This window comes from Desulfovibrio sp. Huiquan2017 (genome assembly GCF_017351175.1).
In the GTDB taxonomy this organism is placed as follows: domain Bacteria; phylum Desulfobacterota; class Desulfovibrionia; order Desulfovibrionales; family Desulfovibrionaceae; genus Pseudodesulfovibrio.
Genome location: NZ_JAFMPN010000007.1, coordinates 138009 through 149797 on the forward strand (window position 1 = coordinate 138009; position 11789 = coordinate 149797).

General features: G+C 62.7%; 11 protein-coding genes. 6 read left to right on the forward strand and 5 right to left on the reverse strand.

Features of this window, described 5'->3' with window-relative positions; genetic code table 11:
• Positions 1-4: 4 nt before the first annotated feature.
• Complete coding sequence (locus tag J0909_RS07435; RefSeq protein WP_207261746.1) at positions 5-823, reverse strand: DUF4405 domain-containing protein; 819 nt, start codon at positions 821-823, stop codon at positions 5-7.
• 156 nt (positions 824-979) lie between these two features.
• Positions 980-1492, reverse strand: a complete 513-nt coding sequence (locus J0909_RS07440; protein ID WP_207261748.1) for a Spy/CpxP family protein refolding chaperone — start codon at positions 1490-1492, stop codon at positions 980-982.
• 280 nt (positions 1493-1772) lie between these two features.
• On the opposite strand from J0909_RS07440, the gene J0909_RS07445 reads away from it, so the two are divergent.
• The 6 genes from J0909_RS07445 to J0909_RS07470 all read left to right on the forward strand — a co-directional run bounded on the left by J0909_RS07445 (position 1773) and on the right by J0909_RS07470 (position 6405).
• On the forward strand, positions 1773-1973 hold the full coding sequence (locus J0909_RS07445; RefSeq protein ID WP_207261750.1) for an FmdB family zinc ribbon protein: 201 nt from the start codon (positions 1773-1775) through the stop codon (positions 1971-1973).
• Positions 1974-2194: 221 nt separating this feature from the next.
• Entirely contained in the window at positions 2195-2653 is a 459-nt protein-coding gene (locus J0909_RS07450; protein WP_207261752.1) for a deoxycytidylate deaminase, read from the forward strand.
• Positions 2625-3758 carry a bifunctional diaminohydroxyphosphoribosylaminopyrimidine deaminase/5-amino-6-(5-phosphoribosylamino)uracil reductase RibD gene (gene ribD, locus J0909_RS07455; protein ID WP_286181864.1) on the forward strand — a complete coding sequence of 378 codons (1134 nt, stop codon included), beginning with the start codon at positions 2625-2627 and terminating at the stop codon, positions 3756-3758. Before J0909_RS07450 ends, ribD begins: the two co-directional genes overlap by 29 nt.
• Positions 3759-3818: 60 nt before the next feature.
• The gene (locus tag J0909_RS07460) at positions 3819-4571 is read left to right on the forward strand and encodes a substrate-binding periplasmic protein (protein ID WP_207261754.1); all 753 of its coding nucleotides are present in this window, start codon (positions 3819-3821) and stop codon (positions 4569-4571) included.
• An 82-nt stretch (positions 4572-4653) separates the two neighbouring features.
• The gene (locus tag J0909_RS07465) at positions 4654-5406 is read left to right on the forward strand and encodes a substrate-binding periplasmic protein (protein ID WP_207261756.1); all 753 of its coding nucleotides are present in this window, start codon (positions 4654-4656) and stop codon (positions 5404-5406) included.
• Between the two features lie 339 nt (positions 5407-5745).
• Positions 5746-6405: a riboflavin synthase gene (locus J0909_RS07470; RefSeq protein ID WP_207261759.1), complete on the forward strand. Its 660-nt coding sequence runs from the start codon at positions 5746-5748 to the stop codon at positions 6403-6405.
• Between the two features lie 1845 nt (positions 6406-8250).
• Here J0909_RS07470 and leuS read toward each other — a convergent pair.
• The 3 genes from leuS to ribH form a co-directional block, all read right to left on the reverse strand.
• The gene (leuS, locus tag J0909_RS07475; protein ID WP_207261761.1) at positions 8251-10752 is read right to left on the reverse strand and encodes a leucine--tRNA ligase; all 2502 of its coding nucleotides are present in this window, start codon (positions 10750-10752) and stop codon (positions 8251-8253) included.
• A gap of 76 nt (positions 10753-10828) precedes the next feature.
• Complete coding sequence (nusB, locus tag J0909_RS07480; protein WP_207261763.1) at positions 10829-11278, reverse strand: transcription antitermination factor NusB; 450 nt, start codon at positions 11276-11278, stop codon at positions 10829-10831.
• Positions 11279-11281: 3 nt separating this feature from the next.
• Positions 11282-11749: a 6,7-dimethyl-8-ribityllumazine synthase gene (gene ribH, locus J0909_RS07485; protein WP_207261765.1), complete on the reverse strand. Its 468-nt coding sequence runs from the start codon at positions 11747-11749 to the stop codon at positions 11282-11284.
• Between the last annotated feature and the right edge of the window lie 40 nt (positions 11750-11789).

Sequence of the window (11789 nt, forward strand, 5' to 3'; positions counted from 1 at the left end):
TCCCCTACTCGCCCCTGACGATCATGTAAATGCCCTTGGGCGACATGTCGTGCGCGCCCGCCAGATCCTTGAAGGAGCTTTCCGGAGTGGCGTCGATGCCCGCGTTCTTGAGCCGGGCCAGGACCTCTTCCAACTCCAGGCCGTAGGTCGTGCACACGGCAGTGACCGTCAACTTGCCGGTGCCCTCGGGGGGCTGGACCGGCATCAGGGCAAAGGGGTCGCCGCCCTGTCTGGCACGGATGATGTCGTAAACGTGCTGCGGACTGACGCCGCGCGACCGGGCGATGTCCTGGACCAGGGTGTTCTCGTCGATGGACGGGTCGAACCCGGCTTCGCGCAGGGCGGAAAGCGCCATATTCACGTCCAGACCGAGAAATCCGCAAAATTTCTTCAGCGGGCTGGTCTCGGCGTGGCCGTAGGGAGGATTGCCGTAGACCTCGGTGGCTTCCTCCTTGATCCGTGCGCTGTAGTCGAGCAGTGTGCTCATGGGCGGCAGATTGATGAGGGTGCCCGCGAAGACCAGGAAGACCAGGATGAAGCTGAAGATCATGGAGGGCGTCATGACCACGAATTCGCGGGCCCGGTTCTTCATGTAATGTGTAATCGGCTTCCAGTTGAGCCAGGTGTGCAGGAGCAGCGCAAGAAGGAAGAGCGTGCCCACGGCGGTGTGGACGTCGCCCCATTGGGTCTTGGTCATGCCCAGCAGATGCCAATCGGCCCAGTACGCCACACGGCCCTCGGGCACGATGTACAGGACCACACTGGTAAGGAGCGTGACAAGAAACGAAAGAAGCGCGGTAAGGGACGTGATTTTCCGGAACATCCAAGGACCTCCTCGAGAAGTGAAGCATTGCCGTGGATCCCCTGCATGCCCGCCATCGCCTGCAGATGATCATTTGCGGGACAGGCGGCCCCACGCCACCTGTCCCGCAATATCCTGTTTTCCGGGTTATCGGAAATATCTGTTCAGTTCAATGACTTAGTACATCCCTCGACCCATGCCGCGTCCGTACATGCCGTGCCCGTACATACCGCGGCCCTGGGCGGGGCCGTCATCGTCGTCGCCCTGCCCGAAACGGGGGCCGGGGCAGGAGCCGAAGGCGGCGATACCGGTGGTCTTGACCAGTTCCTCGGCCATGGACGCACGCAGGTCACGCATCTTGTTGCGCAGGCTGGAGATGTCGGTCACCAATTTGGTGATGGCCTGTTCATCGGCCTTGCCGCCGTTGATCATGGCCTGGAGCACGGACCGCTTGGCCCAGATCTGGGTGCGAACGGTCTCGAACTGTGGTTCGTACTTGTCCACCACGGCCTTGACCTCGGCCTGTTTCTCGGGGGTCAACTGGCTGTACGCGGCACCGGGACCGTAACCGGGGGCGCCGCAAACGCCGTTGGCGCCTCGACCGTAGCCAGGGCCGGCCACGGCGAACGCGGCCATGCTCAGGACGAGAGCGGCCGCCAAAGCGGAAATGGTGATGTTCTTTTTGGACATTGGGTGCCTCCTGGCGGTTATACTTTCATGCAACAGGAAGAAGAGAGTGTGTGATCTTCTTGTCTCTTCAGAAAGCACAGCCCGTGCCAAAATCGCAAGCTGTTTGAATTCATCGCTATTCTAATCGCCGATTCGGATAAATGCACATCTTTTGTGCATTTTACTGCACAGACTCTGCACAAAATCTGTGCAATGTGCAAGAGATTGTCCCTTGACAACGGCCCGACTCGACACAACTTGTTGGCCATCGGCAACCTATATGAAGCGCGGAGGCAAGGTCATGCCCATCTATGAATATATCTGCAAGCAGTGCGGCCACGAATTCGAGGAGCTGGTGTTCAAAGCCGAAGCTCCCGCGCCCTGCCCCCGGTGCGGTTCCGCCGAGACCGAAAAGCTCATGAGCGCCTGCTCCGCCAAAGTGGATGGTGGCGGGCCCAATCTCGAAGCCCTGAAAGAGTACGGCTGCGGCTCCGGCGGCTGAGGCGTCTAGCCCGCGCCCCGGTCGGGGCGCATTCCATCACGCATCATCCGGCCGCGCCAGCGGCCGTTTTTTCGTCCCCCCGACAGTCCGTTCGCGGTCGGTACGCCACGCTCCACGGGGTGGCCCGAAGCGGGATCCCGTGCGCCCCGGCCGTTCCCTTTCAGAACAAGAAGTGATAGGGAAACCGAACCGACCTCCACTTCGAACGAACGAGGAGCCCCATGCCCGACAGACTGCCCTGGCCGGAATATTTCATGCGCATCGCCCATCTGGTGGCCCAGCGCTCCACCTGCACCCGCCGCGCGGTGGGGGCCATCGCCGTGCGCGACAAGCGCATCCTGGCCACCGGCTACAACGGCGTGCCCACCAACATCGCCCACTGCGAGGAGGTCGGCTGCCTGCGCGATCAACTCGGCATTCCCTCGGGCGAACGCCACGAATTGTGCCGGGGCCTGCACGCCGAGCAGAACGTCATCATCCAAGCGGCCACCAACAACCTCGACCTCAAGGGATGCGACATCTACTGCACCACCAAACCCTGCATCCTGTGCACCAAGATGCTCATCAACTGCAGTGTGCAGAACATCTATTACGCCGAAAACTATCCCGACGAGCTTTCCGAGGCCATGCTGCAGGAAGCCGGAGTGAATCATGTCTTCATGGAAGGCGACTTCCGCTAACGAGGCCTTCATGGCCCGGGCCGTGGAGCTGGCCCGGCGCGGCCGCGGAGCCACGGCCCCGAACCCGTGCGTGGGGGCGGTGCTGGTCCGCGACGGCAAGGTGGCGGCCGAGGGTTGGCACACGCAATTCGGCAAACTCCACGCCGAGCGCGAATGCCTGGCCGACGCCCGAAGCAAGGGCGTGGACCCGCGCGGCGCGACCATGTACGTCACCCTGGAGCCGTGCAACCACCACGGCAAGACCCCGCCGTGCACCGACGCCCTCATCGACGCGGGTGTGGCCGAAGTGGTCGTCGGCGCGCGCGACCCCAATCCGGTGGCCGCCGGCGGTATGGAAAGGCTCCGGGCCCACGGCATCAAGGTCACCGAAGACGTGCTCGGCCAAACCTGCCGCGACCTCATCGCCGATTTCCTACTCTGGCAAGGGTCCCACTCGCCCTACAACATCCTGAAAATGGCCGCCACCCTGGACGGCAAGATCGCCGCCAGCACACGCCGCCCCGAACCGATTTCCTGCGCCCAGTCCTTTGCCCGGGTCCACGACCTGCGCTCCCGCGTGGGCGCGGTCATCGTCGGCGGCAATACCTTCTACGCCGACAACCCCAGCCTGACCTGCCGCATGCCAGGCCTGCCCGCCGACTTCGTCCAACCCTTCGGCGTGGTGGTCACCTCGCGGCTGCCCGAGGATCCGAGCCGATTCACCCTATTGCACGACCGCCCCGAGCGGGCCATTTTCATGACATCCAAGACGGCGGCCCACAGCCCCCGGGCGGATGCCCTGCGGCGGCGCGGCACTTCGGTCTGGCCCATGCCCGGCCGGGCCGGAGCCTTGGTCCTGGCCTGCGGCTTCGAGCGCCTGCGCTACGATTGCGGCTGCCACTACACCCTGTGCGAGGGCGGCGGCAGGTTCGCCATGGCCCTCATCGAACAGGGGCTGGCCGACGAGCTCATCCACTTCGTGGCCCCGCGCATCCTCGGCGACGAATCCGCCCCATCCGCCTATTCCGGCCGCGAAGCCGCAGCCATGGCCCAGGCCCTGGATTTCCGCATCGCCGACTTCGAGCCCGTGGGCGCGGACCTCATGCTCACCCTGCGCCGCCCCTAGCCGCCGTCCGGAACCGCTGGGCTTGCCTTGAACTCGTCATTTGGCTATCATTGATCTATAATGGTCACTGGTATAATGGTCCTGCCCCTGCTGGTCGGGCTCCTTCTGTCGGCAGCGCCCGCCTCGGCGCATGAGTCCGACGACCCCACCGAGGGGCTCACCTACCTGACCGAGGAGTTCAGGCCTTTCAACTATACGGAAAACGGCCGTCCCACCGGCCTTGCCGTGATCCTGCTCAAGCAGATTTGGCAGGAGATGGGCGTACCGGAACAGCCCATCCGGGTCATGCCCTGGGCCCGCATCTACGACGCCGCTCAACTCGACCGGCATACCATGATCTTTTCCGTCTACCGCACCGAGGAACGGGAAAAATCCTTCAAATGGGTCGGGCCCATCGTCCAGGGACGGCTGGCCCTGTTCGCCCTGCGCGTCCGGCATCTCGCCGTCAATTCCCTGCGTGACCTGGCCGGACGGCGGATCGCCTCGCTGCGCGACACCGCCGCCACCATCAAGATACTCAGAGTCGGGCTTGCCCCCACCTACGCCTCCCGCGCCGAACATGCCGTGCAACTGCTCGAATCGGGCCGCGTGGACGCCGTGGCCATGGACATCTTCCGTTTCCGCCGAGCCACGACGGCCATGGGTATTCCGCAGGACACCTTCGAGACCGTCTGGGTCCTGAGCGAAGACTTCCTGTACTACGCCTTCAGCCGGGATACCGCCGACCCCCTCATCGCCCGCTTCCAGCGGGCCCTGGACGCGGTCACCCGGCGGCCGCTCTACCGGAACCTACTCAATTTCTATATAAATTAACATTGGGCACGCTCCATCCCCCGGGGGCTGGAATTCCTCTTCCGTCTTGCCTTTCCCCCTGTTCATGCGTACTTTTTTCGAAATGCACCGCTTTCCATTGCCCGCGTTCCTGCTCGCCGTCATCCTCTTCGCAGCCATCCCCGCCCAAGGCAACAGCGGCGCCGATCCCGCCGAAAATCTGACTTACGTAACCGAAGAATACTGGCCCATGAACTACACCCGGGCCGGACGGCTCACGGGGTTGTCCGTGGACCTGCTCAAGCTCGCCTGGCAGGAGATGGGCGTGCCGGAACAGCCCATTCACCTGTTGCCCTGGCCCCGGGCGTACGACATGAGCCGCGTCGATTCCCGGACCGTGCTCTTCGCCATGTACCGGACCAAGGGCCGGGAAGCGGACTTCAAGTGGGTCGGTCCCATCGTCCGGGGCAAGACCGAAGTATTCACCCTGCGCTCCAGGAAACTGAGCGCGCGCTCGCTCCGGGATCTCGGCGGATGGCGGCTGACCGCAGTGCGCGACGTGGCCTCGGCCAACATCCTGCGGGATGCGGGACTGCCCTATACCGGCTCCAGCTCGCCGAACACGGCCATCCGCATGCTCGAACGCGACCGGGTGGACGCCGTGGCCATGGACGCCCTCCAATTCCACCACTTCTCCGCCCAACTAGGACTCCCTCCCGGCGAGTTCAAGCCGATCATGACCCTGTGCGCCGAGCCCCTGTACTATGCCTTTGCCAAAAACACCCCGGAAGCCCTGATCAAACGCTTCCAGCGGGCTTTGGACGCCGTCACCCGACGCCCCGTCTACCGGAGGCTGCTCAAGTGGTACCTGGATTGACGCGGCCCAATTCACCACATCGGTTTCTCCTGCCATAGATGGCCTCTTGTCCGCCCGCAGCATCTTCCGCAAAGAGATCGCCGCGGGGACACCATGCCCCGAACGGGGCGTTCACGTGCGCGCTCCGTGTGCATCGCCCGCAAGGACCGCCACAGCCGCAGACACTCCCCGCCGATATTAAGGAGTTGCCGACGGGCTCCCCGCGCGGGGACATCTCGGACGGATACCCGGCCCGCCTACCGGCGGCGGTTCGACGCCTATCGGGACCAGCGCGGATTTACACCCGCTCCCCAGCCTGCTACAACGGGCCCATCCAACGCCTGAAACGAGGTATTTCATATGTTCACCGGATTGATACTCGGCATGGGCCGCATCGAGGCCGCCGAGGCCAGGGGGGCCGAGACGCGCTTCCGCATCCGCCCTCTATTCGACCTGCCCGACATCCAATTGGGCGAATCCATCGCCGTGAACGGCGCGTGCCTGACCGTGGAGACCTTTGCCGACGGCTGGTTCACCTGTTACGCCAGCCGCGAAACCCTGTCCGTCACCAGCCTGGGGTTCCTTCGCCCGGGCAGCACGGTCAACCTGGAGCGGGCCATGGCCATGGGCGACCGCTTCGGCGGGCACATCGTGGCGGGCCATGTGGACTGCCTGGCCGAAGTGGCCGAAGTGCGCCCGGAGGGCGAATCCAGGATATACCGCCTGTCCTTCGACGCGGCACATGGCCGTTACGTCATCCCCAAGGGATCGGTGACCCTGGACGGCATCAGCCTGACCGTCAACGACTGCGCCCCCACCTGGCTGGAGGTGAACATCATCCCCGAGACCCAGAAGGTCACGACCATCTCCGGCTGGACGCCCGGCACCAAGGTCAACATGGAGACCGACGTCATCGGCAAGTATGTGGAGCGGATGGTCCAGCCGTGGACCGGCGGGGGTGAGGCCCCGCAATCCGGCGGCGGGATCACCATGGAGTTTTTGCGGAAGAACGGCTTCTAGCCGGGGGATCCTTCCGTATGTCCCGCGCTTGGCGGCGGGAAAGGAAAGCACGTCTTCGGGTGTGCTTTTTGTTTGGCCGGATTGCGGCGGCGCGGTTGCGGCGGCAAAACGCGGGATGATTGTGGTTTTGCTCGTGTGTTTGGTGAGAACCGCGTCCGACGTTGAGAGCCGCTGGGCGGGCTGAAGCCCGCCCAATGCTCCAGGCCCTCCCGGCGGGGTCCTTTTTTTGCTGGCCCAAAAAAAGGACGAAAAAAAGGGCCCTGGAGTGGGCGCGGCCGCCCGGGGGATCGAGCGCAAGAATCCGATCCGCTTGGGGCGGCTCCCTCTGCCTAAAGATAAAGCGAGGTTCACGGGTCGAGACGCTTCCTTCTACTGCGGTCCGACTCCCGCCGGAACAGGAGCCGCCGCCCCTTCGCGGTCGGCTTCTAACGCCCGATCCAGGGCTCGTTCGGCGTGGTGAAGAGGGATGAGGGGACGCGGGGGGAAATTGCCATGACCGGGAGACCGAGGAGAGCCGCTGTCGGGTGCGGGGCACCCGAGGCGCCCCAGGAGGGGGGCCGGGGTGTGTTGCGGGTGGAGCTTTTGTTGGGCGGGACGCGGTTATTTTTTGTAAGACGAGTACGCAGCATCATTTTTAATGGCGACTTTTCGTCCTCCCACCATTTCGGCACCGCGAACGCGCAGACAAAATTTCGTCCCCACACCTCCCCAAAACCGGGCTGACCGCGCCCGCCCAATCCCCTTACGCAGGACAACAATCGGAAGCGAACCCTAGAGCCCGTGTCCGGCGAGCTGAAGCGCGGCTTTGATCGAGTCTGCGCAGCAGACATCTATCAAACCAGCGGAAGCCGCCTACGGGCTCTTGGGTCCGCTTCCGCGCGGCAGCACCGTAGCGCAGTTTTTGCTTCCTTTTTTCTGCGCCAGCAAAAAAGGAAGTCGCCGGAAAGGCGAAACAACAATGTAAAGAGAACAACCCAAAGCCCCGACGCGAAAGCGCGGCCCAACCGTCCGCCAACAAACCTAATTTCTCCTGGCCCCGGAGGCGCGGACAAGTTTCCGCGCCCCACCTCTTCAAAACAGGGTTAACTGCACCCGCCCAACCCCCTTACGCAGACCATCAATCGGAAGCGACCCCTAGAGCCCGTGTTCGGCGAGCTGAAGCGCGGCTTTGATCGAGTCTGCGCAGCAGACATCTATCAAACCAGCGAAAGCCGCCTACGGGCTCTTGGGTCCGCTTCCGCGCGGCAGCACCAATAGCGCAGTTTTTGCTTCCTTTTTTCTGCGCCAGCAAAAAAGGAAGTCGCCGAAAAGGCGAAACAACAAAGTAAAGAGAACAATCCAAACCCCCGACGCGAAAGCGCGGCCACTCTCCCCGCACCGCCAAAGGGCAACCCGCTATTTTCTCACCGCAAACGCGCGGACAAAACCTCCGCGCCCCTCCTCTTCAAAACAAGATTAACTACACCCGCCCAATCCCCTTACGCAGAACAACAATCGGAAGCGAACCCTAGAGCCCGTGTCCGGCGAGCTGAAGCGCAGCTTTGATCGAGTCTGCGCAGCAGACATCTATCAAACCAGCGGAAGCCGCCTACGGGCTCTTGGGGCCGCTTCCGCGCGGCAGCACCGCAGCGCAGTTTTTGCTTCCTTTTTTCTGCGCCAGCAAAAAAGGAAGTCGCCGTAAAGGCGAAACAACAAAGTAAGGAGGACAACCCAACCCCCCGACGCAAAAGCGCGGCCCAACCGCCCGCCAACAAACCTAATTTCTCCTGGCCCCGGAGGCGCGGACAAAACAAAAAAGGCCGGAAGGACAAACCTCCCGGCCTTTTTATTCCGTAGGATAAAAACCTAACCAACCACGATGTTGACCAGCTTGTTGGGGATGACAATAACCTTGCGGATCGTCTTGCCCTCCATGAACTTCTGCACGTTCTCCAAATCCGTGGCAAGCTTTTCGACCTCGGCCTGCGGGGCGTTGTTCGGGGCTTGGAATTTACCGCGCACCTTGCCGTTGACCTGGACAACCATGGTCACCTCATCGAGGATCAGGGCCTTTTCGTCATAGGCGGGCCAGGGCTGGGCGGTCATGTGAACCGTGTGGCCGAGCGCGGCCCACAACTCCTCGCAGATGTGCGGAGCAACCGGGGAAAGCAGGGTCACGGCCGTTGCTATGGCCGAGGACAAAGCCGCGGGTTCGGAGGACTTGAGTTCGTCCTTGACCTGATAGAGCTCGTTGACCAACTCCATGATGGCCGCGATGACCGTGTTGAACTGGAACTCGTTCTCGATGTCGCGGGTGGCCCGACGGATGGTGTCGTGCTCCTTGAAGCGCAACCCCTTGGCCGCTTCGGAAACGGGCTTGTCGCAAGAGCCGGGGGTCATGGGCGTGAGCACGTCCTCAAGCTCCTCCACCAGCCGCCACAGGCGGGACAGGAAGCGATACGCGCCGTCGATGCCCTGGTCGGACCACTCCAGCTCCTTGACCGGCGGGGAAGCGAACAGGATGAACAGGCGGGTGGCGTCCGCCCCGTACTGGTTGATCATGGCGCCCGGATCGACCACATTGCCCTTGGACTTGGACATCTTGCCGCCGTCCTTGAGAACCATGCCCTGGGTCAGCAGATTGGCGAACGGCTCGCTATTTTTGACGTAGCCGCAGTCGCGCAGGGCCTTGGTGAAGAATCGGGAATAGAGCAGGTGCAGGATGGCGTGTTCGATGCCGCCGATGTACTGGTCCACGTTCATCCAGTAGTCCAGATGCTCCGCGCCCAGCGGCTCGCTCTCGTTGCGCGGGTCGCAATAGCGCATGTAGTACCAGGAAGACTCGAAAAAGGTGTCGAAGGTATCGGTTTCGCGCCGGGCGGGTTTGCCGCACTTCGGGCAGGTGCAATTGACGAACTCGTCCATGGTCGGCAGGGGCGATTTGCCGTCCTTGCGCACCTGGGCGTTCTCGGGAAGCAGGACCGGCAGATCCTTTTCCGGCACCGGGACCACGCCGCAGTCATCGCAGTAAATGATCGGAATGGGCGCGCCCCAGAACCTCTGACGGGAGACGTTCCAGTCGCGCAGACGGTAGTTGACGGCCATCTTCCCCTTACCCGAGGCGTCCAGATGTTCGACCACGGCCTTCTTGGCGTCTTCGTTGGGCATGCCGTCGAATTCGCCCGAATGGATCAGGAAACCGGGGGCGGAATACGCTTCGGTCAGATCGGCCGCGTCCAGCTGTTCGCCCTTCGCGTGCAACTCGGGGGGATTGATGACCACCTGCTTGTGCAGACCGTACTTGGTGGCGAACTCAAAATCGCGCTGGTCGTGGGCGGGCACGGCCATGACCGCGCCGGTCCCGTAGCCCATGAGCACGAAGTTGGCGACGAAAATGGGGATATCCTTGCCGGTCACCGGGTTGACGCAGTACTTGCCGGTGAAGATGCCTTCCTTCTCCAGATCCTCGGCCCCGCGCTTGATGCGGTCCATGTTCCGGATGTTGGTCACGAAGGATTCGATCTCGGCCTTGTTCGGGGCATCCTTGATGAGCCGCTCCACAAGCGGATGCTCTGCGGCCACGGACATGAAGGTCGCGCCGAACAGGGTGTCGGGCCGAGTGGTGAAGACGTCGATGGTCTCATCCATGCCCTTGACTTGGAAGGTCAACTCCGCGCCGTAGGACTTGCCGATCCAGTTGCGCTGCATGGTCAGCACGCGCTCGGGCCAGCCGCCCTCCAGCTTCTCCAGGTCTTGAAGCAGCTCGTCGGCGTAGTCGGTGATGCGCAGGAACCACTGCTCCATGTCCTTCTGCTCCACCTCGGAATCGCAGCGCCAGCACAGGCCGTCCTCGACCTGTTCGTTGGCCAGCACGGTGTTGCAGGTCGGGCACCAGTTCTGCGGGGAATCCTTGCGGTAGGCCAGTCCCTTTTCCAGGAACTTAAGGAAGAAAAGCTGCTCCCACTTGTAGTATTCCGGGCGGCAGGTGGCGATTTCGCGCCGCCAGTCATAGGAATAGCCCAGCCGCTGCAACTGCTCGCGCATCTCCGAAATGTTCTGATAGGTCCAGGTGGCGGGATGGGTCTCGTGCTTGATGGCCGCGTTCTCGGCGGGCAGTCCGAAGGCGTCCCAGCCCATGGGATGCAGGACGTTGAACCCCTGCATGGTCTTGAACCGCGCGACCACGTCGCCGATGGAGTAGTTGCGCACGTGGCCCATATGGATCTTGCCGGACGGATAGGGGAACATCTCCAGCACGTAGTACTTGGGCTTGGACGGATCCGTCTCCACCTGGAAGCAGCCGGACTCCTTCCAGATGGCCTGCCATTTCTTCTCGATGTCCTCGGGGGAGTATTTGCCTAATGCCATGTCGATGTTTCCTACTTGATCGTTTCGTCCCCGACGGCGGGCCGGAAGGCGCGGCGGAGCCGTGCCATGGGGGCGGTCAATTTCGCTTCAGGGTCTTGGCCACGCCGTCCAGTATGCCGTTGACGAAGGAACGGGACTTCTCGTCGCCGAAGGTCTTGGACAGCTCGATGGCTTCGTTGATGGCCGCCTTGACCGGGATGTCGGTGAACAGCATCTCGTACAGGGACAGGCGCAGGATGGACAGCTCCACCATGGCGATGCGCTCGATCTTCCAATGCTGGGAGTGTTCCTCGATGGTCCCGTCGATGTCGCGCAGATTCACGCTGACGCCCCGGATCAGGTCGCGGGCGAAAGCGCGCGCGGTCTCGGACTCCTGTTCAACGACCATGGGGTTGATGTCGAACAGGGTATCCATGTCCAGGGGATTTTCCTTGTCGAGGAAATGGGTGGAGTAAAGCACCTGGAAGGCCAGGGTGCGCCCCACCCTGCGAATTCCGGGTCTGTTGCCCTTTGATTTCGAAGCCATGGACTAGAGCTGCTCCATCACGCGGATGGTTTCAAGCATGGCGGACGCGGCTTCCACGCCCTTGTTGCCGGCCTTGGCTCCGGCCCGGTCGATGGCCTGGTCCAGGGAATCGCAGGTCAACAGACCGAAGCCCATGGGCAGGCCGGACTCCATGGAGGCATGGGCGATGCCCTTGGCGCATTCGCTGCACACATAGTCGAAATGGGGGGTGCCGCCGCGAATGACCGCGCCGAGCACGACGATGCCGTCGTACTTGTCGGAACGGGCCACTTTCTGCGCGGCCAGCGGCAACTCGAAGGCGCCGGGCAGGCGGATCAGGGTCAAGTCGTCCTCGGACGCGCCGTGGCGGACCAGGTAGTCCACGGCCCCGGAAATGAGGCGGTCAACGATGAAGTCGTTGAACCGGGCGGCCACGATGGCGATCTTGAGTCCCTTGGCGTCCAGCAGCCCTTCGATGGTCTTCACGGACATGATGTATTCTCCCTACTGTATGAAATATATAGCGGTGTAA